Source organism: Streptomyces sp. NBC_01267 (assembly GCF_036241575.1).
Lineage (GTDB): Bacteria > Actinomycetota > Actinomycetes > Streptomycetales > Streptomycetaceae > Streptomyces.
The window spans coordinates 315,358-336,582 of sequence record NZ_CP108455.1; the positions used below are offsets into that span (position 1 = coordinate 315,358).

Genomic DNA, 21,225 nt, shown 5'->3' on the forward strand with positions numbered 1-21,225 from the left:
TCGTTGCGGGCGTTCCGGGCGAATTCCAGGGCCTGTCCGGCAGATCCTGCCGGACAGGCCCTGGGTCCCGAGGAGGACTCAGCGCTTGAGCGTGAAGGTGAACTCGCCTGAGACCTTGCCGGTCAGCCGGACTGCCGAGACCAGCTCCCCCTCCGTGATCAGTCGCCCGACCTCGGCCCGCGAAAGACCGCAGCCTTCAGCGATCAGTCGCACCGGCCTGACAGGGATCCGCGCGGCGAAGCAAACCCTGACGTCGATCACCTCGCGGTCCAGGTGATCCGATCCGCCTGTGTCGAGGCGCCAGGCGTTGTCCCAGTCGAGGGCTATGCGATTTCGGCGCCACACGACCGGATCCCGGAGCAACTCAGCTGTCAGACCAGGGTCGTTGTCATGCAGCCGGTCCAGCAGCTCAGGTCGTACGGAACGCACATTCATCCGCTCCAGAACCGTGAGCTTTGCAGTTTCCCCACAAGCGGTACAGAGGACGAGGAGCCAGGCGTCGATGAGCTTGTGGTGTGCGTTGACGCGAAATTTGCCGCTTGCCCGAAAGCGCTCGGCCGCACACGTATGGCAACGACGGAGGACGTGCGGCAGGCAGGTGGGCGTGACCATCCAGTTGTTGAGCATAGAAGTACACCGGTTTCAGTGAGAAATCCGCAGCAAAAAGGAGCGCGGCGCAGATGTGCGACGCGCGACGATTCAGCGCTCGGGAGGTCTCACAGGGTGTACAACGGGACGTCCTTGCCTGGACAACTCGGGTCGGCAGTACAGTAATGGCGCACTGCGGCGCTGTTCCACTGATTTTCGAGCGCCTCACCGCCAGGGTCTGTCCGGTGGATCGTGGGCGAAGCCAGGGCCGGATCGCGGCGACGGTGACAGTGCGTGGAAGACGCGAGCCCGGCTGATCGGACAGAAACCTGATGTGGGCCGACAGGGATCTCCTGCATCCTTCCTCACATGCCCGCACGGAATCGAAGATTGCCCAGGCACCGTTCCTGGCCCCTGACGACCACCGACATCAACGAGTGTCTCGGCAGCTACATGACCCGAGTCACGGACCTGGGCTTCCTCACCGGGCATGACAGCGGGACCATCGTCCTGGGGGCAGAATGGGTGCCTCCGACCCCCCGGAACTACGGCCGGGGCGTCCACCCGGACGTCGTCGGCTTCCGCATAGACGTTCACCCGGTCGATGCCACCGAACGTGCCGCCACCCGCGCTGTTCTACGTGCGCAGGCTCTCCCCCAACTCCACGAGTGGATCACGCAGGCAATCGCTGCCGACGAGACCTGGCAGCTGACTCCCCACCAGCACTACTGGCGGCTCAGCAACGGCCACCTCACACACCGCGACGAAGCGTGATCCGCCTCCGGACGTCACACACCTCGCACGGATTCGACCGGCTCAAGCAGGAACAGCCACCCTGCTGGGCCGTCGCCGGCACCACGTCCGCCCCATCGAGGTGACGTCCCGTCCTGGCTCAGCATCTGTGGCTGTCGCATGGGAGCCCTTCAGGTCAAGGCCCTCTGCAGCGCCAGCAATTCGGACTCCTTCGCCCCGTGCGCCAGGAGATAGCCAGGGACGGACCCGTAGTGGCTGCGGATCCAGATCATGGCGTGGAGGAGGTGAGTCACTGTGACGGTGCGCGGGTCGCGTGGCCGGTGCCGGCTACAGCCTCGCTGAGGTCCAGGGCCACGTTCGAGCGGAGGAAGTCCACCGGGTTCTGGCCGTGGGAGCCTTGCCCGCGACGAACCTTGACGTGTTCGCAGCGCCGGCACGGCACTAGAGTGAATCGGTGACCTCTCTGCCGGAAGACTCGCCGACGCTGATCAGTGAAGACGACCGCGACACGGCTGTGCAGCGCCTGCAGGACGCGTACGCCGAAGTGCACATCTCGCACGAGGAGTTGGACGAACGCCTCCACCAGGCGCTCACCGCAAGAACGCACGGCGAGCTCGCGTCGGCTCTGGCCTCGCTCCCGGAGGAGAGGGCGGGCACCACATCCACGATTGCCGTCGCCGGCGGTCGGATCCAGCGGCGGGGCGTATGGCGCGTACCTCGGATCCTCAAGGTCGAGTCCGCGTTCGGAAGGGTGCATCTGGACCTGTCCCGGGCGGTCTTCGAGCATCCGGTGATCGACATCGAGCTTCAACTGGGCACCGGCAGGGCCAAGATCACGGTGCCTCGCGACGCGATCGTCGAATTCGAGGATCTGCGCACCGGGTGGAAGGACTCCCGGCACAAGACCCGGCGGAGCTCACGCCCCGGTGGGCCGAGGATCCGTATCTCCGGGGCCATGGGGTTCGGACGGTTGAAGATCCGCCACGCACGGCGCTGAGCCCTGTCCGGCCCCAGTACCACCTGATGCACACTCTCGAAGGAATCACCGTGGGCACCGGCCTGGACCGGGGCAAGGGCGCCTACCCCCAGCTGGTGAAGATCGGCGGCTTCCTCTCCGAGACGCCCCGTCCCGGCGACGCCCGCCCCAGCGGTACCCGGAGCGAGCGCTACCGCAATGCTCGTCGGCATCCTACTGAATGCTCCAGCGGTGCGGATGTCCGGGATCGGCGGGGCAGGCGAAGACGTTGAGTTCGCCGGACCGCCCCACGACGACCTGGGTGGGCGTAGCGCCCGCATACGGGGCGAGATCCCGCTCTTCCAACGGCTTCCAGCTCCGGCTACCGCCATCCCACTCCGAGCTGTCGATGGTCAGCAGCAGTTCCATCGGAGCCCCGCAGGCCTGGCAGTCCATCGGGGACGGGTCGGTACTGTGCCAGGAGGCGAATCCGCCGACGCGCCAGCCGGGCGGGATGGACAGGTCGTACTGGTAGCCGACCAGCTCGTCCTCGTCCTCCCCCGACTGTTCGGCCTCCGCTTCGAGGGCCTCCTCCCATGCATCGATCCTGGCGCACAGCGACTCGGGCAGCAGACCGGCGAACGGGTAGGTGACCACCTGTTCCGGGTGCAGTACACAGGGTTCGGGTACGTACACGGCGGATCCGACGAGCGGCGGCAGCGGCGGTACGGCGAGCACGTCACCGACGTCTGCGGACCTACGCCAGCGCAGGTGGAGCAGCATTCCGTAGCGGCTCGGGCCGTGCGCGTCGAAAGGGCAGCAGAACACTTGGAGCAGGTCGCAGTCGGCCGGGCCCGGAAGAAGGTCGGGGACATCGCGACGGTACAGCTGGGCGAGTCCGATCAGGGGAAGCGGATCGGACTCACGGGCCGCCGGGTCCCGGTGCCCGCGGCGCAGTTCGTCCAGGTGCTGACGTTGCTCCTGTGTCAGGCCCGAGGACCAGCCGTCGGCGCGCACGGAGGCGAGGATTTCCCGCTCCTGGTGGATATCCGCGATGCGTCGGCCATGTCCGCGGCCATGCGCTTCGTCGCAGACCGGCCACGGCTCATCCGCGGGCCACAGCATCGGACCGCCCACCGAACTCGCCGACGCGTCCGGGTTTCCCGGCCGCGGGTGCAGCCGGGTGGTCGTGCCCCGGTACCCGGCCAGTTCCGGGAAGAGCTCCTCGACATCGAGCGGGCGCGGCGGCGTGGTCCTCGTCATGCACGAGACCATAGAACCTGCACGGTCCGAGCGGTCACGGAACCCACCTCAGCCGCCCCTCCCGCTCAGTCGGTACGGGTGAGTCGCCACACGTTGTCCGTCCGGGTACCGGGCTTGCCGTCGGGCGATGCCAGGGACCGCTCCACGGCCTCCAGCGTCTCCACCTGCCAGGTGTGCGGCAGAGCGAGCCTCGCGAGCAAGCCCTGGAGCGTGGGGAAGACAGCGTCGAACGGGTACTCGTGTTCTTCCATCCAGGACGGCCATCCCGCGTGCATGACGACGAGAAGGGTGCCGCCAAGCGCGACCGCTTCGGTGGCCCGTTCGAGTACGCCGTCCTGGTCCAGTGCGACAGGTGACTGAAGGAACTGGGCGCTGACCAGATCGAAGCTTCCCTCAGGGAAGGTCACTCCGAGTTCGTGCTGCTCGAACGTCAACTGCTCGGCGAGACCAGCCTCCGCAGCATGGGCCGCCGCCCGCTCCAGCGCTGTGGCGGCTATGTCCACCCCGGTCACCCGCCAACCGCGCGAGGCCAGCCATAGCGCGTCGCCCCCCTCACCGCAGCCCAGATCCAGAGCATTGCCCGGTTCCAGGGAGCTGGTCTCCCGTACGAGGAGTGGGTTCGGGTCCCCGCTCCAGATGCGGTCGCTGGAGCGGTAGCGCTCTTCCCAGAACTGTGTCGGGGCAGGGGGCTGCGGTGTCGGCATCAAGGCTCCTTCGGGTCTGCTGCGCGGTGTCGGCGGCACCTGGGTTCAGGGTTGCCGCATGGGACGATGCACGTCAAACATGGTTGCCGATTCGGCAACAAGTGGGTGCAGGAACAGATCCGCCGCCCCGCCGGCCCGTGTCCGATCGTCCAGCGCGATGACGGCGCCGTCGCGCGCCGCCGATCCTGTTGGGTTTTTCGCCCATGAGACGCCTTATGCGATCGGCTCTCGCAAACAGATGATTGCGGATCGATCGGCTATGGAAAAGCCACCGGAACCAGCCCGGGAAAAGCATGGTCGCCCTAATGAAAATACTCTCAACTGCCTGTATTTTCACGCCTGTTGATCGAAGATCGAATACTGCAGCACTTTACACAACGCTGCACTTCTCTTCACTGAACAAGGCTTCAGCGAGCATCGGGAAAGTGTCTTACTGGGATGCGCTACGCGCGTTGCGTGCATCCCCGACCACGAGGAGAGTCCCGGTGCGCCCCACCCACCGTCTCGTACCCATGCTGGCCGCAGGCGCCTTGGCCGCGGTTGCTGCCCTTCTGCCCGCCACCGCCCACGCCACGAGCGCCTACTCCCTGGTGATCCTGCCGGACCAGAAGGAGGGCCCGATCTACGACTTCGTCAACTCGGCGAAGAAGTCCATCGATGTGACGATCTACGAGCTGCGTGACACCACCCTCGTCAACGACCTGGTGAAGCAGCAGAAGGCAGGCGTGAAGGTCCGCGTGGTCTTCGACTCCCAGCACACATCCATCAACGGCGCCGCCTACGATGCGCTGTCCGCGGCCGGCGCCGGGGTGACGTACTCGTCCTCCGCTTACGTCTACACCCACCAGAAGACGATCACCGTGGACGGAGCCAAGTCCTACATCAGCACCGGCAACTTCGACACGAAGTACTACGCGACCTCGCGTGACTACGGAGTGTTCGACTCCGACCAGGCCGATGTCGCAGCGATCGAGAAGGTCTTCGACGCCGACTACGCGAAGACCTCCGTCACCCCGTCCGACGGCACCGACCTGGTCTGGTCCCCCACCGACTCACAGAGCCGTCTGCTGGCCCTCGTCAAAGGCGCATCGCACACCCTCGACGTCCAGCAGGAGGAGTTCGGTGACGCCACGCTGGTGAATGCGGTCGTCGCGGACGCGAAGCGCGGCGTCGCCGTTCGCGTCGTCGCGGAGAACCAGTCCTCGAAGTACAGCAAAGAGCTGAACAGTGTCACCGCAGCGGGCGGCAAGGTCACCACGTACACAAGCTCCACCGGCTTCTACATCCATGCCAAGGCGATCGTCGCCGACTACGGCACACCTTCGGCGAAGGTATTCGCCGGCTCGGAGAACTTCTCCGACAACTCCCTCAATGACAACCGTGAACTCGGCCTCATCATCAGCGACTCCGCAGTCATGAGCGGTATCGAAAAGGCGTTCAACGCCGATTTCGACAAGAGCTCCGGCACAGCCTGACCCACCCCGGTCCCCTGTCGGCCCCGGCGGACAGGGGACCGGGCCCATGCGACCGGGTCCGGGAACCAGCCCCGGAAAGGTCTGCCCGTGGCGTGAGTCCGCCGGTGAACGGGACGTGCCAGGACACTGTTGCCTGCCGAGTGTGTGTCACCGGGAAAACTGAGCGAACGATGTTTACGGTGGGGCGATGCGACGTGCCCCCTGGTGGGTCCTGCTCTCCTCGGGCGGCGCCCCTCTGCTCCTGGTCAGCGGTTGGACGATTGCGCAGCTGCTGCAGGGACCTGCTTATGACCCCGTGGGCGACACGATCAGCGTGCTGGCGTCCCACGGCAACCGCAGCTACTGGCTGATGACGGGCATGCTGATCGTGCTGGGGGCGTGCTACATGGTCACGGCGCACGGGCTGCGGGAGGCCACGCTCGTCGGACGGCTTGCCCTGGCCGGTGGCGGCGTGTCCGCAATGATGCTGACGTTGGTGCCCGCGCCCGTTCGTGGTGGGGCGCTGGGGCACGGGACGGTGGCGGCCGTCGGCTTCGTACTGCTCGCGGTGTGGCCTGCTCTGGCCGCGGGCCGTCGGGGACGGATGGCGCCGTGGGGGCTGCGGTTCAACGTGTCGGTCATGGCGAGCGCCCTGATGTGCGCGGGCGCGTTGTGGTTCGCGATCGAGCTGCAGACCGGGGAGGCGCCGGGCATTGCGGAGCGGGTGGTGACATTCGTTCAGGCCGTGTGGCCACTGGTGGTGGCCGTCTCCTGCCGGCTGTGGCCCGGCGTCTCAGTGGCGACGGGGCTGTGACGTACGGAACAGACAGGGCCCGAGGGGCAAGGCGGGCGCTGTCCGCGATCAGGCCGCCGATCGCGCACGCCGCCTGAAGCGGAAAAGCGGCCCCTGACCGACGTTGCCGCCGGCCAGGGGCCCTTCTGACGCGATCCGATCAGGTCAGCCGTCGGACTCCGCCGACGGGATGTACGCACCCGGCACGTCCTGGGGCGCGAAGATCTTCTCCTCGCCGGGGTAGGCCCGCTTCCAGTTGTGTGTCTGGTACCAGGTGAAGTGGTTCATCTGTGCGGGGTTCGCATAGTCGGCCACGGCGTTGGGCCCGGTCAGCCGCTGCTGCGACTTCCAGTGGTCCCACTGCGAAGCGAGCGGCTGCATGTCCGCCGGCACCTTCGCCGAGGGCACGGCCGCCGCCTTCGGGTTCTGCGGAGCCGGGGTGTCCAGGCCGCAGGAGGGCGGGGTCGCCAGACCGTCGGTCAGCGATGTCCGGTTGGCCAGGGCGTTGAACGGGGCGAGGTTCGCCTTTTTCGTGAACGCCCCGGTCATCGGGGTGGCCGCACTGTCCTTCTGGTTCATCGGGTGGATCCCGAGGATCTGCTCGATGGTGCGGATCATCGTGATCTGGGAGTAGTAGTGGCTGTCGACGACACCGTGCTGCGCGTAGGGGCTGATGACCTGGATCGGGGCGCGGTGGCCGTCGACGTGGTCGAGGCCCGCCTGGGAGTCGTCCTCGGCCACGAAGATCGCCGAGTCCTTCCAGTACGTGCTGTGCGAGATCTCGTCGACCATCTTGCCGACGGCGAGGTCGTTGTCCGCGACCTGGGATGCCGCGTTCGCCGGTCCGCCGGTGTGGTCGCTGGAGAGCCAGAACATGTTCAGGTTCGCAGGGCCGTTCTTCTCGAAGTCCTGCTTCCAGATCTCCTGCCGGTAGACGTCCGGGACGCTGGTGTCGAACTTCGGGAAGCCGTGCACCGAGACGTCGTTGAGCGACGGGATCGGCGAGGACGAGACCAGGGGGTAGGCAGTGCCCTTCCCGGTCGCCGCCATGTTCTTGCTGTCGCAGTACAGGTTCTGCCAGCTGGCGCCCGCGGGTTTGGTCAGGAACTGCTGGAACTCGCCGAAGTCGCGTACGGACTTGTCGGCCGCCTGCGCGCCGGTCCAGAGGAAGCCGCTCTTCTGGTGGCCGAGGGCGTCGTCCTCGGTGTCGTAGCTGCGCAGGTACTCACCGGCCGAGGACTCCGTGTATTCGGGGTTGTCGGCCTGCATGAGCCAGTTGTGACCTTCGGCGGAGTTCGTGCCGATGTCGTAGGTGTTGTCGTACAGACCGAACTGCTCGGCGAGTGCGTGCTGGTTCGGTGTCACGTTCTCACCGAACTGGGTCAGGGACGGGTCGCCGTTGCCCTTCGGGATGTCGCCGAGTACCTGGTCGTAGGTCCGGTTCTCCTTGACGATCAGGAAGACGTGCTTGATGGTCGAGGGGTCGCCGAGCCGCGCGGGGACCGGTACGGGCTTCGCCCTGCTCTTGCCCTTCGCCACCTTGACGGAGCCGTTGGTCCAGCCGTTCTGCTTGAAGACCTTGGCCGTCTCGGACTTGATGGTCCGGTCGTCGGGCAGCGTGAACCGCGTCAGGCTCGACGTCGTGTCATGGGTGCTGTGTCCGGCTCCGGAGGTGGTGCGGCGGGCGTCGATGCCACGGGTGTGGGAGACCACCACCTGGCTGCCCACGGTGGCGATCTCTGCGGGGAAGTAGTCCGTCGGGAGCAGGCCGACGTAGCTGACCGGCTCCTGCGGGCCCATGTACCGGTAGACGGCGACCGCGTTCGCGCGGCCGAGTGTCACGAGCAGGTGGCCGTCGTCGGTGAGTGTCACCGCGTCGGGTTCGTACCCGACCGACGCCTCCGGCCACGGCCGGGTGGCGATGGTCTGCACGACCTTGTCGTTGGCGGTCCTGATGACCGACACGTCGTTGGTGGCGGTGTTGGTGACGAACACCGCCCCCTTCTTGGCGTACATCGCGGTCGGGTGCAGACCGACGCTGATACTCCCGACGGCGGCAGCCGGTTTCTTCAGGTCGATGACGCTGACCGTGCCGGTGGTGGTGGCAGCGGTCACCGGGTCGGCCGGCACGGGGGTGTTGTAGGAGTTGACCGTGGTCTCGCCGGGCCTCGCCGGACGCCCGCCCTCGTTGCTGACGTAGAGCTTGCCGCCGGCCTCGACCATGCCGCGCGGGGCGTTGCCCACGGCCCAGCTCTGCTGGATGGCCCCGGTCGCCGCGTCGATCGCGACGACCCGGTTCTGGCCGTTGACCGCGGAGTACACGGTGGCGCCGTCGGGTGAGAACACCGCCGCGGCCACCAGCGCGTGCCTGGGACCGTCCGCCGGGATCTTGACGTACGTCGGGTCGGCGACGCTGCCGTCCGGGTTCACGGTGAACCTGGTGTAGCCGTCGGTCTGACCCAGCCACAGCTGCTTGCCGTCGGGCGAGTACGTGGGGCCTTCCTGGCCCACGTCGTTGCCCTTGATGCGCGGGTTCGACGACGCGGCGTTGCTGACGAGCTGCTGCACCTTCCAGTTCTTCAGGTCCACGATGGACAGCGCGGCTCCGCCGTCGGTGACCGAGGCCGCGAGGTGGGTGCCGTCCGGGCTGACCGAGGACGACATGATCTTGCCGTTGTCGAGGGCGAGACGGTCGCCGTACGGGGCGATGTACTGGTCGCTGGAGATGACCTGGCCCTGACGGGTGGTCCGGCCGACCTGATCGGTGCCGAACTGCTGTGTCTGGGCGAAGGCGGTGCCCGCGGCAGCGACGGCGACAGCGGTGATGCCTGCCGTCACCACGGGTATCCGGCCGATGCGTCTGCCGAGGATGCGTCTGCCGAGAAGGCCGGGTCGGCCCTCCTCGACATGCCTGCGGCGGCGTGTTACCTGCATGGAGTCATCCCTTCGTGGTGCCGAGCAGTCCGACATCGGCGTCGAACTGCCAAAGCGGGTTCGGTGTGTCCCCGTTCGGGGTCCGCACCAGGAAGTAGCCGTTCACTTCCTTCGGTCCGTCGCCATCGGCCACGAACCGCCCGTCCGGAGCGACGTCGAGCTGGTAGACGGCCGTCCCTGTGGCCTCGACGTCGGGGAGGTGCCAGGAAACGACGCAGCGCCAGTCGTTGCCCGGCCCCTGGGCACCGTCCGAGACGTTGCCCTTGGTGCACGTCGCCGTGGCCTTCAGCTGCGCTTCGGTGACGGCAGGACGGTTGAGCTGCTCGGTCTGCATGCGGTACAGGTGGGCGAACGCCGTGGCGACCGAGCGCTGCACCTTCGCCTGCTCGATGCCGGAACCCGTGGCCGTCGTAGTTCCGGCGACCACCCCGACCGTCACCGCTGCCAGTGCGGCGAGCGGGAGGACTCCGGCGGTGATCGCCCGGCGCGGCGAACCGTCGTCGGTCGGGTTGGTGAAGTCCCGCCGCAGGAAGAGGAAGTAGGCCAGCACCGTCGCGGTCACGGCCCATACCAGGCTGACCGTGATGCCGATCAGGAGCGGGCCGATTCGGCCGGGGCCGGTGAACAGGCCGTTCCAGGCGATGAAGGCGTAGCCGGGCAGGGCGAGGCGCACGGCAACGGGGAGCGGCAGCATCTGCGCGAGCTGCATCGCGAGCGCGACGAGTGCGGGCAGCAGCAGCCCCATCGGGGACCGTCCGAGTGTGACGGACCCGAGGAGTCCGACGGCGGCGAGGGCCAGGGTCGGGGCGAGTACGCAGACCCAGGCGAGCAGGACCTTGACCGCGGCGTCGCCGGGCGTCAGCAGGTGGCCGTCCAGGCCGGCCAACGGCTGGTTGCCGACCGTCAGCAATCCGCCGACCGCGCTGGAACAGGCCAGTCCTGCCACGAGGAGCAGGATGACGGTGAGGCTGGCGAGTGTCTTCGTCACGAAGATCCGTCGAGGCGACCGGACGGCCACGAGCAGGTGGCGCCAGGTGCCGAGCCGGTCCTCGGCGGCGAACACATCGCCGGCGACGACCGAGGTGAGCAGCGGAAGTGCCCAGGTGCCCGCGAAACCGAGCGTCACCAGCGGTCCGGCCCATCCCGTGGCGTGCATCCAGCGGCCGAAGAGGGTGTCGACGGGGAGCGAGCTCTGCTGACTCACGGCGGCGACGAAGAGCGCCGGCGCGATCCAGCAGGCGAGGACCAGCAAGCGGATCCGCCACTGGGAGACCAGCTTGACCAGCTCGAAGCGGTAGCCGCGCGCCACCGACACCTTGGCGGTGGCGACCGTGACGTTCTCGGTGACGGTCGCGGTCATCGGCCTGCCTCCTGCTGCTCGGTCAGTGCGAGGAACGCGGCCTCCAGCGGCGACACCACGGGGGCCAGCTCGCGCAGCGCGATGCCCGCGTGCACGAGCTTCACCACCAGTTCGTCAAGGGCGGGCGCCAAGGCGCGCACGAGGAGCACCTCGGTGTCGGACCGTGCCGCCGTGTCGTCGACGATCCGGATCCCGGTCGTGTCGGCGGCCAGCCGGCGAGCGGCCGGCGGATCGGAGGTGATGACCCGGTAGTCGAGTTCGCGGTTCTCCGCGGCCAGCTTGCCCAGGGGTCCGGAGAAGACGACCCGTCCGGTGGCGAGGATGGTGACCTCGGAGCACAGCGCCTCCAGGTCGTCCATGCGGTGGCTCGACAGCACGACGCTGGTTCCCTCCGACGCGAGCCGGTCGAGGACACCGTGCACGTGTCTTTTGCCGGCCGGGTCGAGACCGTTGGAAGGTTCGTCGAGCACGAGCAGGCGGGGCTTGGTGAGCAGTGCGGCGGCCAGCCCGAGCCGCTGACGCATGCCCAGGGAGAAGCCGCGGGCCCTGTCGTCGGCGACATCGGTGAGCCCGACCTGGTCGAGTACGTCGTCGATCCCCGCCGTTCGCGCGTCGCGGCCTCGGAGGGCGGCCAGCGCGGCGAGGTTCTGCCGGGCGGTGAGCGAGGGGTAGAGACCCGGCCCGTCCACGAAACCGGAGATGCTGCCGGGAGCGGCGAGCGCCCGCCCGACCTGCGTACCGAGGATTTCGAGGCGACCGCTGTCGGCGACGGCCAGACCCAGCAGAAGACCGAGCAAGGTCGTCTTGCCCGCGCCGTTCGGTCCGGCCAAGCCGTGGATCTGCCCTTGTGCCACATCCAGATCGATGCCGTCGAGCGCGACGACATCGCCGAAGGACTTGGTGATCCCGCGAGCCCGGATCGCGAGGAGTGCGTCCATGAGTCCCTTCCCTGAAGAACCTCCGAGGACCCTAGATTCGGCGCATATCCCGCTCAGGGACGGCGAGTTGAACGATTGAGGAACGGGAGACGACCGGCTGCAGCCACGCCGACGACTTCCGTCCGTTTGTCCGGTTCGCGCCCCATCACGTCCACGGAACGCACCCGAATCCGATGATGCGTCAGATCTCAACTGGTCCTCGCCTGCCTGATACCGGGCCCGTGCCGGCCCGTCGAGCCCTGTACGGTCCGGTCGTGGACCAATTCACCTACGCACAGGTAGGCGCGAGCCGAGAAGGACGCTGCCCCGAGGGCTTCCAGCCGTTGCGGGTGAGTACCCGGCTGGGTACGGGAGAAGACCTCGTGCGGAGGGCCGGCGAAGCCGTGTTGAGCTGGCGGATGCACCGGGCAGTGGGCGTGTCCATGGAAACGCAGGCACCGGTGGCGATCGAGGGTGCGCGGGTGGTCGTGGGGCTCGGTATGGGCTCCTGGCGTCTTCGGGCGCCGTGCCGTGTGGTGTGGACCGCGCAGGAGCCCCGGCGCGTGGGGTTCGCGTACGGCACCCTGCCGGGTCATCCCGAATGCGGTGAAGAGGCGTTCGTCGTCGAGAGGCGGGACGACGGCGTCGTGTGGCTGACCGTCTCCGCCTTCAGCCGTCCCGACGCTTGGTGGGCCCGAGCGGCCGGCTCTCTGGTCCCCGTGTTCCAGCGGGCGTACGCCCGCCGGTGCGGGCGGGTGCTGCGGCGGCTGGCTGCGCAGGGTGGAGCGACCGCCACGTCTTGACACGACCCGTCCCACCGGAACGTGCACCGATCCGGTGCGGCAGGCCTTGATGCACCGCCGGGACGTCACCCCCGGCGCGGGCACGCCCACCAACGAGTGGATGGATGGGCGGAGGGGCGCCGAGCCGCTATCTCTTGGCTCGCCGGTACGGATCGCCTGACCGCCGTCGCACCGGCCGGCGGGAGCCGAGTGCCCACCCCCGGGCCGTCGCCCCCTCCCCGTGCTCCATCCACCGTTGTGAAAGGTGTCCGTCATGAGCCGTGGTTTGATCGTCGTGGATGTACAGAACGACTTCTGCGAAGGAGGGAGCGTCCCCGTCGCGGGAGGCGCGCGCATCGCCTCGGCGATCGCCGATCTGGTGGAGCAGAGCGCGGGGCGTGACTACCAGTACGTAGTCGCCACGCGGGACCATCACATCGATCCGGGCAGCCACTTCTCCGAGAACCCGGACTACCGGGACAGCTTCCCCGTGCACTGCGTGGCAGGTGGCGAAGGCAGCGAGTTCCACCCCCACTTCGCACCCGTCGTCACGGACGGCAAGGTGCAGGCCGTCTTCTTCAAGGGCGCCCGCAGCGCCTCCAAGAGCGGCTTCGAAGGTGCGGACGCGGACGGAACCTCCCTGGCGGACTGGCTGAATTCCCGCGGGGTCAAGGATGTCGACGTGGTGGGCATCGCCACGGATCACTGCGTGCGTGCCACCGCGCTGGATGCCGTCGCGGCGGGGTTCCGTGCCCGGGTACGTCTCGACTACTCGGTCGGGGTCGCGCCGCACACGACGACTGCCGCCGTGGACGACTTCCGCCGGGCAGGCATTGACGTGTCCGGCGAGACGCCGGCACCGGAATAGTCCCCCGCTCGGCCACTGCCTCCCGCGTCGGGTCGCCTGCCCATGCCCGGCCCGGGGCAGGCGGGTGAGGATCTGCCGACTGCCCCGGGCATGGGAAGTTCCTGCTGCCGCACCGACGTGACTACGCAGCAGCGCGGGCTTCCTGCTCGGGCCGTTCCGCCTCCGGATGACGCGCCGTCACCTGCAGTGTCTCGTCGGCCACATCGGCGACGAGCGTGTCTCCCTTCTCGACCTCCCCCGCGAGGATCATCGTGGCGATGCGGTTGTCCAGCTCCGTCTGGATCGTCCGGCGCAGTGGACGGGCGCCGAACTCGGGCCGGTAGCCGCGGGCGACCAGCAGCTTCTTCGCCGCCCCCGTGACCTCCAGCTCGAAGCCCTGGGCCCGCACCCGCCGCCGGCTCTGCTCCAGCAGCAGGTCGACGATGCTGGACAGGTCCTCCTCGGTCAGCGCGTGGAAGACAATCGTCTCGTCGAGGCGGTTGAGGAACTCGGGAGGGAACTGGCCCTGCAGCACCGTCATCAACTCGTCCTTGATCTCGTCCACCTCACCCTTGTGGGCAAGGATCAGCTGTGAGCCGATGTTGCTGGTCAGGATGACCACGGTGTTGCGGAAGTCCGTGGTCCGGCCCTGCGCGTCGGTGAGCCGGCCGTCGTCGAGGACCTGCAGCAGCGTGTGGAAGACGTCCGGATGCGCCTTCTCCACCTCGTCGAAGAGGACGACGCTGTACGGCTGGCGGCGGACCTTCTCGGTGAGCTGTCCGGCCTCCTCGTAACCGACGTATCCGGGCGGGGAGCCGACCAGCCGGGAGACCGTGTGCCTCTCCTGGAACTCACTCATGTCGAAGCGGACCAGCCGGTCCTCGTCGCCGAAGAGCAGGCCTGCCAGGGCCTTGGCCAGCTCGGTCTTGCCGACGCCGGTGGGCCCGAGGAAGAGGAAGCTGCCCACCGGCCGGTCCGGGTCGCCCATGCCGGCCCGGCTGCGGCGTACGGCCTGCGAGATGGCGAGGACGGCCTCGCCCTGACCGACCACGCGGTCGTGCAGGGCGTCCTCCAGTTTGAGCAGTCGCTCCCTCTCGCTCTCCGTCAGCTGCGCGACGGGGATGCCGGTCTTGCGGGCGACGACGTCAGCGATGTCGTGCTCGGTGACCGCGACGACACCCTCACGACGCTCCTCGACCTCCGTTATCTCGTTCTCCAACTCGCCGATCTGCTGCTTGAGTCCCTGGGCCCGGTCGAACTCCTCGCCCTTGACGGCCTCGTCCTTCTCCCTGCTGAGTCGCGCCAGGCGGTCCTCGCGGTCCTGGACCTCCTTGGACTTGCCACGCGAGCGCAGGCGTACCCGGGCGCCGGCCTGGTCCATCAGGTCGATTGCCTTGTCGGGCAGGTAACGGTCGGAGACGTACCGGTCGGACAGCTCAGCAGCGGCCACCAGCGCCGCGTCGGCGAAACGGACCTGGTGGTGCGCCTCGTAGCTGTCGCGCAGGCCCTCCAGGATCTGGATGGTCTCGTCGACGCTCGGCTCGGGCACCTGTACCGGCTGGAAGCGGCGCTCCAGTGCGGCGTCCTTCGCCACGTACTTGCGGTACTCGTCGAGCGTGGTGGCGCCGATGAGGTGCAGTTCGCCGCGGGCGAGGGCGGGCTTGAGGATGTTGCCCGCGTCCATGGCACCCTCACCGCCCGAACCGGCCCCGACGACGGTGTGCAGCTCGTCCACGAAGAGGATCACCTTGTCCGAGGCCGAAGTCACCTCGTCGATGACTTTCTTCAGGCGTTCCTCGAATTCACCGCGGTACTTGGAACCGGCAACCAGCCCGGCCAGGTCGAGTTCGACGACCCGCTTGCCCTCCAGCGTCTTCGGGACGTCTCCGGCGACGATCCGCTGGGCCAGGCCCTCGACGATGGCGGTCTTGCCGACACCGGGTTCGCCGGTGAGCACGGGGTTGTTCTTGGACCTGCGGGAGAGGATCTCGACGGTCTGCTCGATCTCCTCGGCCCGGCCGACGACCGGGTCCAGGCCGCCGGCGTGGGCGTCGGCGGTCAGGTCGCGGCCGTACTCGTCGAGGGTCGGCGTCTCGCTGGGGGGCTGCCCGGTCTCGCTGAGGGCGGCGGTCTTCGCGTCGCGGGTGACCCGGCCGGTGTCGACACCGAGGTTCTGGGCAACGCTCGCGGCCTGGTCGTTGCCGGGGTCGAACAGCGCCTGCAGGATGTGCTCAGGGCCGATGTAGGAGGACCCGGCGGCCTGCGAGCGGGTATGTGCATCGATCAGCACCCGTTTGGCAGCGGGGCTGAGCCCCGGTTCGGCCGAGGGGGTGCTGGAGCCCGCGGGCAGCGAGTCCTCGATCTCTCTGGCGAGTTCGTCGGGGTTCGCGTCGGCGCGGGCGAGCAGTGAGCGCGAGGGTTCGACCTGGGTGGCCGCCCAGAGCAGGTGCTCGGTGTCCAGATCCTCACTGCCGTCCTGAGCTGCCTTCTGCGACGCTCGTGCGATCAATTCACGCGAGGACTCGGTCAGCAGCCGTCCGATCGGGACGCGCTGCACAGCGGGCGGCGAAGAGGCCGCGGACATGCCGAAGAAGCGGTTGAGCAGATCGGAGAACGGATCCGATGCCCCGAAGGATCCACTGGGGCCTATAGGCGGAAATGACATGAGAAATGCCCTCCTCATCCCCCTTTTTCCCTTTGTCGGAGTCTAGGTCAATCGCACCCCCCGGGCTTCCCGGCCCCGAGAGGGGGATGAACAGGGCACACTCGGCCATATCCATCGCCCGCTCACCCGCCCGTCGGAATCGCACCCGTGCCAGGATGATGTACATGCCCGAACCCCAACCCGTACTCGATCCGCTGACCACCTCTTCCCTCTTCCTGGTTCTCACCGTCGACCCGGGCGGCGAGCCCGTCGTCCGGGAGTTGCTCGCGGACCTCACGGGAATGCAACGAGCAGTCGGCTTCGGGCATCCTGACGGTCATCTCAGTGTCGTCGCCGGGCTCGGCTCCGAGGTCTGGGACCGCCTCGTGGAGGGTCCGCGCCCGGCAGAACTGCACCCCTTCCCGGAACTGCGCGGCCCCCGTCACCATGCGCCGGCGACCCCGGGAGACCTGCTCTTCCACATCCGAGCCACCCGCCAGGACCTCTGCTTCCTTCTCGGCTCCGAGATCATGACCCGGCTGCGTGGCTCGGTCGCCCTCGCCGACGAGGTATCCGGCTTCACCTGCCTCGACCGGCGCGACCTGCTCGGGTTCGTCGACGGCACGGAGAACCCGGTCGGGCAGCTGGCCGCCGACAGCGTGCTCGTCGGCACGGAGGACCCCGACTTCGCCGGGGGCTCCTACGTGATCGTCCAGAAGTACCTGCACGACCTGGACGCCTGGAACCAGCTACCGGTCGAACAGCAGGAGCAGATCATCGGCCGCCGCAAGCTCACCAACGTCGAGATCGACACCCTCGGCTCGCACGTCACGCTCAACACCATCACCGACCAGGACGGAACCGAGCGGAAGATCCTGCGCGACAACATGCCCTTCGGCAGCCCCGGCAGCGGCGAGTTCGGCACCTACTTCATCGGCTACTCCCGCACCCCCGCAGTGACCGAGGAGATGCTGCGCCACATGTTCCTCGGCGACGGGCCGTTCAGCCACGACCGCATCCTCGACTTCTCCACCGCTATCACCGGAACGCTCTTCTACGCGCCCCCGGCCGGCTTCCTGGAGGACATGTCGGACGAGGACGAACTGCCCGCCCTGGCCCAGGGTTCCCTCGACATCGGCGACCTGAAGAACCGTTGACAGGACCCTAACAAGCAACAGGAGCACCGCCGCCATGGACAACCTGCACCGCGAGCTCGCCCCGATCTCCGCCGCCGCCTGGGCCGACCTGGAACAGGAGGCCCGGCGTACGTTCACCCGGCACGTCGCAGCCCGCCGCATCGTGGACGTACCCGAGACGGCCGCCGGCCTGGATCTGGCGGCTGTCAACACCGGCCACCTGGACGACATCGAGGCACCGGCCTCCGGCGTGCGGGCACAGCTGCGCCGCAGCCAGCCGGTGGTTCAGCTGCAGGTGCCGTTCACCGTCGAGCGCCGGCAGGCCGACGCCGTTGCCCGGGGCGCGCAGGACGCGGACTGGGGCCCGGTGAAGGAGGCCGCTCGGCTCATCGCCTTCGCCGAGGACCGCGCCGTGTTCGAAGGATTCCCCGCGGCGGGTATCACCGGCCTGCGCGCCGCCTCCAGCAATCCGGCGCTGACGCTGCCCGAAGACCCCCGGGAGTACCCCGATGTGATCAGCCATGCCGTCAGCGAGCTACGCCTGGCCGGGGTGGGCGGCGCCTACACGCTGGCCCTGAGCGCCGACGCATACACGGCGGTGAGCGAGACATCGGATCACGGCTACCCGATCCACGAGCACCTGCGACGCCTGCTGGACGGCGAGATCGTCTGGGCTCCGGCGATCGACGGCGCCTTCCTGCTGTCCACCCGCGGCGGAGACTTCACCCTTCAGCTCGGCCAGGACCTGTCCATCGGCTACCACTCGCACGACGCGGCCAACGTCCAGCTCTACTTCCAGGAAACGCTGACCTTCCTCGTCCACACGGACGAAGCCGTCGTCGCCATCGGGCCCGCGACAGCGAGGGTGTAACCCCTGCGGGGACATACCCACAGCTCCAGCCGAGTTCGGCTGCCCCGCCGCCTGGATCCTTCCCGGTTGCAGAGCCGTACCTGACGCGATTGAGTGGGTACAGCCCTCGGCATCGGGAACTGCGTGCCGGCTTCAGCGAACGAAGCCCACCGGCCACACGTGAAGGCGCCCGGTCCCGAACGGTCGGTGACACCTCGCCCTGAGATCAGGCGCTGCCCACCACCGATCATCTCCCCTTACGGCATGGGCACCGGCCCGTAAGATCGACAACCGGGAGAAGACATGGCACATCACCACAAGTCACAAGAGGCCGTCGAAGGAAATCCCGATTCCGGCCACGGGCGGGGCATGCCTCTGCGCCCGGACGAGGTCGAACTCGAGGAACGTACCGAAGAGGACCGGAGGGCGGTCGACGCCCCCGCGAATCCTGGGACATCGACACGCGGGAAGGCTGAAACGCAGAACGACGGCTGAGGTCCGGCAACAGGGCACTCAACTGAGCAGCGGAGCGACCGCGTCCCGCATCTGCCCGATAGTACCGGGTACGACTTCCTCAGCTCGATCATTGCGCGATGCCCCGGCTACGCGAAGGCCGCACAGGTCAGGAAAGTCTTGTCACTGCTGTTCAGTTGACACCCTCGTTCCGGCCTGCACATCGCAGGCCTCATGGAACCGTTCCAGCACGAGCTCCACCAATTCCGGTGCGTCACCCAGCGGTTCGGAGACGCCCACCGCTCCGGCTGCGGTCGACGAGTCGGCCGCCCGGCGGAACAGCAGGCCAGGAGCAAAGCAATAGGACGCGACCACGATCCGGCTCGCACCCGCGAGGCGTAGTTGCGCCACCGCTTCCCCGGGCGTCGGCGAAGCGGTCGACGCGAAACCGGCCAGGCACGGCAGACCGAGGTCCGCACCCAACGCGGACGCCATTGCGGTCACCGAGGCATACGCGCCACGGTCGCTGCTGCCCGCAGCAGCGACCACCACTGCGTCGAACGCGACGTTCAACTCGACGAGGCGACGCCGCAGCGCCGCTACCAGCCGCCCGTCGGGCACCCCCTGAGAACTGCCCAACACCGGCGTCACGATCGGCACCAGGGCCGACGTGTCGGACAGCGCCCTGGGCAGGTCGACCCGGGCGTGAAAAGCAGACGTCAACAGCAGCGGCACCACGATCACACGATCGTGTCCCGTCTCGGCGAGCGTGCGCACCACGTGACGGGCCCTGGGGCGGGCGTACCGAAGATACGCGACCTCGACCCGACAGGCCCGTGACAGCCTGACCGCGCGGGCGAGCGTACGAGTGGACTCCTGCGACTGGGGGTCGAGGCTGCCGTGCGCCAACAGGAGCATCGCGATGCCGGCCGACTCCGCGACCTGTGGGTGCGGCGTCTCGATCAGGTTGGTCACTGTCGTACCACTCTCGTATGCAGGCATGGATCCAATGAGTGATGAAGAGCCTACTGTCCGTGATGAACGGGTCGGCCGCCCCCGACCCCGTGGTCCGTGTCCGGATTGGTCCCTGCGGAGGGTTTTGCGGAACTGCAAGGTGACAGGGCATCGAGTGGATAGGGTGGTTTACCTTCATGCTCAGCTATTCGCAGGGGAACGTGACATGACGACGGCTCAGCCTCCGACCGGCCGGATGTGGCAGGTACGCCTGGACCCCGACAGTCGTCACCGGGCACCGGCGGTCGTGCTCGTCTGCAGTCGGCCCGCATGCCGCCCGCAGAGTCATGCCACCGCCCGCCAGGGGCGCGAGGCTGCTGTCGCCCACATCAGAGCCCACCTGTCGGCGTCCGGTGGCCCCCGGCCCGGTGCGTACTGTGCCTGCCGAGCCGCCGAGTGCTCCTGGCACAGCGCCGAGGCACCGCGACGGTCCCAGGCTGCCGTGCCGGGATCGCGGTGCGGGGGCGCGGTGGTGCTGGCAGTGACCACCGACCGGCAGGGCCGGCTGTGGCGTCTCGCGGAAATCTGCAGCCGGTGTGCGGCCTCGGTCCCGGACTGCCGGGTCCTGGCCACCGCGCCCACCCCCGCCCCGGTCTCGGGGTCCGCTCCCGAAGCCGCACCGTCCCAGCGGCCGGGGGTCGCACCGGGCGGCTTCATCGCGCCGACGTCGGACCGGGCGCCTCAGCCGCACACCTTGGCCGCCCGTACCAACACACGGACCGTCGTACGGCCCCGGGCGGCCAGGAGAGCGGGGAAGATCGCCCAGCGCACGATCCCCGCCAACCTCACCCCGTCAGCCCTGCGGGACGAACTCCTCGCGCTGGGGGACGAGTTCCGGGCCTACCAGTCCGGCGAGGTGATCGATCTGGAGCACCTGGCCGCCCTGCACGAGAGGAAGGCTGTCGCGTTCGGCCAGTGGGCCGACGTCGCCGGTGATGTCGGGCTTCGGGCCGAGGCCAGCAGGGCGCGGGACGCCGCCCGCACCACACGGGAGATGCACCAGGCCCGTCGTAACCGCGAGGTCCATCTCCCCGGACCGGCGCCCGCCCCGGACGCCGACCCCACGACCGAGGCCGCAGTCGTAGTGAAGGAGCGGCTGTTGACCGCCGGTCAGGGGCGCGCGGCCCGCGGAGTCCTGGCGTACCTCACCGACCGGCGGATCGGCACCACCCCCGAGGCCCGCCTGGTGGCCCTGATGTTCACCCTGCGCTCCGCCCGCGGGGGCATCGGCAACATTGTCGGCCAGGACCTGACCAGCTGGCGCATCAGCGACCCGCTGGCCATCCTGGCCGAACTCCAGGACACCGGCTGGCTCCAGCTCACCGCTGCGCCCGAGACGGTACTCACCGCCAGAGCGGAAGAACCTGTCCAGATCACGCTGCCCGACTTCCTGCCCGGCGCCGCGGCGCCCCTCGCGCTCAGCAAAGCCGCTCGCCCACGGATCTCGGGCTGGGCCCAGCGCATCGTCAGCGACAAGAAGATGCGCAAGAAGAACGCCCCGGCCGCAGCCCGCCTCCTCGCGCTCTACACGGCTGCGCACGCCCGGTCGGACGGACAACTCGCCGCCCCCGGCCTGCCCCTGACCGAAGTCGCCACGTTCTGCGCCCTTGATGCCCCGGGAGAGCTGACGGCGCTCCTCGACCCCCTGGCCGATGCCGACTGGCTCACCGGAGCCGAGAGCACAGACGGACATCTTCGCGGACAGCTCACCGGACGCACCGGGATCTTCGTTCCCACTCCCGAGAGCTGAGGCACAACACCGACACCCTTCTTGTACG

18 protein-coding genes are annotated in these 21,225 nt (G+C 68.4%); 10 read left to right on the top strand and 8 right to left on the bottom strand.

Features of this window, described 5'->3' with window-relative positions:
• Nucleotides 1–78: 78 nt before the first annotated feature.
• Nucleotides 79–627: a DUF1062 domain-containing protein gene (locus OG709_RS01660; RefSeq protein ID WP_250304955.1), complete on the bottom strand. Its 549-nt coding sequence runs from the start codon at nt 625–627 to the stop codon at nt 79–81.
• A gap of 351 nt (nt 628–978) precedes the next feature.
• Here OG709_RS01660 and OG709_RS01665 point away from each other — a divergent pair, with 351 nt between their 5' ends.
• Entirely contained in the window at nt 979–1,362 is a 384-nt protein-coding gene (locus tag OG709_RS01665; protein ID WP_405683838.1) for a hypothetical protein, read from the top strand.
• A 433-nt stretch (nt 1,363–1,795) separates the two neighbouring features.
• Nucleotides 1,796–2,338 (top strand): DUF1707 SHOCT-like domain-containing protein, encoded by a 543-nt coding sequence (locus OG709_RS01670; protein WP_250304953.1) that lies wholly within the window; start codon nt 1,796–1,798, stop codon nt 2,336–2,338.
• A gap of 192 nt (nt 2,339–2,530) precedes the next feature.
• On the opposite strand, the gene OG709_RS01675 is transcribed toward OG709_RS01670, so the two are convergent.
• Together OG709_RS01675 and OG709_RS01680 are read right to left on the bottom strand one after the other, a co-directional pair.
• Nucleotides 2,531–3,559 carry a hypothetical protein gene (locus OG709_RS01675; protein ID WP_329164475.1) on the bottom strand — a complete coding sequence of 343 codons (1,029 nt, stop codon included), beginning with the start codon at nt 3,557–3,559 and terminating at the stop codon, nt 2,531–2,533.
• Between the two features lie 65 nt (nt 3,560–3,624).
• On the bottom strand, nt 3,625–4,263 hold the full coding sequence (locus OG709_RS01680; RefSeq protein ID WP_329164477.1) for a class I SAM-dependent methyltransferase: 639 nt from the start codon (nt 4,261–4,263) through the stop codon (nt 3,625–3,627).
• 485 nt (nt 4,264–4,748) lie between these two features.
• On the opposite strand from OG709_RS01680, the gene OG709_RS01685 reads away from it, so the two are divergent.
• Together OG709_RS01685 and OG709_RS01690 are read left to right on the top strand one after the other, a co-directional pair.
• Nucleotides 4,749–5,738 (top strand): phospholipase D-like domain-containing protein, encoded by a 990-nt coding sequence (locus OG709_RS01685; protein WP_329164479.1) that lies wholly within the window; start codon nt 4,749–4,751, stop codon nt 5,736–5,738.
• Between the two features lie 187 nt (nt 5,739–5,925).
• Entirely contained in the window at nt 5,926–6,531 is a 606-nt protein-coding gene (locus tag OG709_RS01690) for a DUF998 domain-containing protein (RefSeq protein WP_250304949.1), read from the top strand.
• Between the two features lie 144 nt (nt 6,532–6,675).
• Here the strand turns inward: OG709_RS01690 and OG709_RS01695 are convergent, their stop codons facing one another.
• Genes OG709_RS01695 through OG709_RS01705 form a run of 3 tightly spaced genes read right to left on the bottom strand, consistent with a single transcriptional unit; the run spans nt 6,676 to nt 11,742 of the window.
• Entirely contained in the window at nt 6,676–9,444 is a 2,769-nt protein-coding gene (locus OG709_RS01695) for a bifunctional YncE family protein/alkaline phosphatase family protein (protein WP_329164480.1), read from the bottom strand.
• Between the two features lie 4 nt (nt 9,445–9,448).
• Nucleotides 9,449–10,804, bottom strand: a complete 1,356-nt coding sequence (locus OG709_RS01700; RefSeq protein ID WP_266644625.1) for an ABC transporter permease — start codon at nt 10,802–10,804, stop codon at nt 9,449–9,451.
• Nucleotides 10,801–11,742: an ABC transporter ATP-binding protein gene (locus OG709_RS01705; protein ID WP_266644623.1), complete on the bottom strand. Its 942-nt coding sequence runs from the start codon at nt 11,740–11,742 to the stop codon at nt 10,801–10,803. Before OG709_RS01705 ends, OG709_RS01700 begins: the two co-directional genes overlap by 4 nt.
• Nucleotides 11,743–11,996: 254 nt before the next feature.
• Between OG709_RS01705 and OG709_RS01710 the strand changes: the two genes are divergently transcribed.
• Together OG709_RS01710 and OG709_RS01715 are read left to right on the top strand one after the other, a co-directional pair.
• Nucleotides 11,997–12,524, top strand: a complete 528-nt coding sequence (locus tag OG709_RS01710; protein ID WP_266644622.1) for a DUF1990 family protein — start codon at nt 11,997–11,999, stop codon at nt 12,522–12,524.
• A 253-nt stretch (nt 12,525–12,777) separates the two neighbouring features.
• Nucleotides 12,778–13,371, top strand: a complete 594-nt coding sequence (locus OG709_RS01715) for an isochorismatase family protein (RefSeq protein ID WP_250304944.1) — start codon at nt 12,778–12,780, stop codon at nt 13,369–13,371.
• A gap of 121 nt (nt 13,372–13,492) precedes the next feature.
• Here OG709_RS01715 and OG709_RS01720 read toward each other — a convergent pair whose 3' ends face one another.
• Nucleotides 13,493–16,015 (bottom strand): ATP-dependent Clp protease ATP-binding subunit, encoded by a 2,523-nt coding sequence (locus OG709_RS01720; RefSeq protein ID WP_323136649.1) that lies wholly within the window; start codon nt 16,013–16,015, stop codon nt 13,493–13,495.
• Between the two features lie 164 nt (nt 16,016–16,179).
• Between OG709_RS01720 and OG709_RS01725 the strand changes: the two genes are divergently transcribed.
• The 3 genes from OG709_RS01725 to OG709_RS01735 all read left to right on the top strand — a co-directional run bounded on the left by OG709_RS01725 (nt 16,180) and on the right by OG709_RS01735 (nt 18,475).
• On the top strand, nt 16,180–17,151 hold the full coding sequence (locus tag OG709_RS01725; protein ID WP_266644621.1) for a Dyp-type peroxidase: 972 nt from the start codon (nt 16,180–16,182) through the stop codon (nt 17,149–17,151).
• 34 nt (nt 17,152–17,185) lie between these two features.
• On the top strand, nt 17,186–18,001 hold the full coding sequence (locus OG709_RS01730) for a family 1 encapsulin nanocompartment shell protein (RefSeq protein WP_250304942.1): 816 nt from the start codon (nt 17,186–17,188) through the stop codon (nt 17,999–18,001).
• Between the two features lie 282 nt (nt 18,002–18,283).
• A complete protein-coding gene (locus tag OG709_RS01735; protein WP_329164483.1) occupies nt 18,284–18,475 on the top strand; it encodes a hypothetical protein in 192 nt (63 codons plus the stop codon).
• Between the two features lie 141 nt (nt 18,476–18,616).
• Here OG709_RS01735 and OG709_RS01740 read toward each other — a convergent pair whose 3' ends face one another.
• Nucleotides 18,617–19,408: a sirohydrochlorin chelatase gene (locus tag OG709_RS01740; RefSeq protein ID WP_329164486.1), complete on the bottom strand. Its 792-nt coding sequence runs from the start codon at nt 19,406–19,408 to the stop codon at nt 18,617–18,619.
• A 205-nt stretch (nt 19,409–19,613) separates the two neighbouring features.
• Between OG709_RS01740 and OG709_RS01745 the strand changes: the two genes are divergently transcribed.
• Entirely contained in the window at nt 19,614–21,197 is a 1,584-nt protein-coding gene (locus OG709_RS01745) for a hypothetical protein (protein ID WP_250304939.1), read from the top strand.
• The last annotated feature ends 28 nt before the right edge of the window (nt 21,198–21,225 follow it).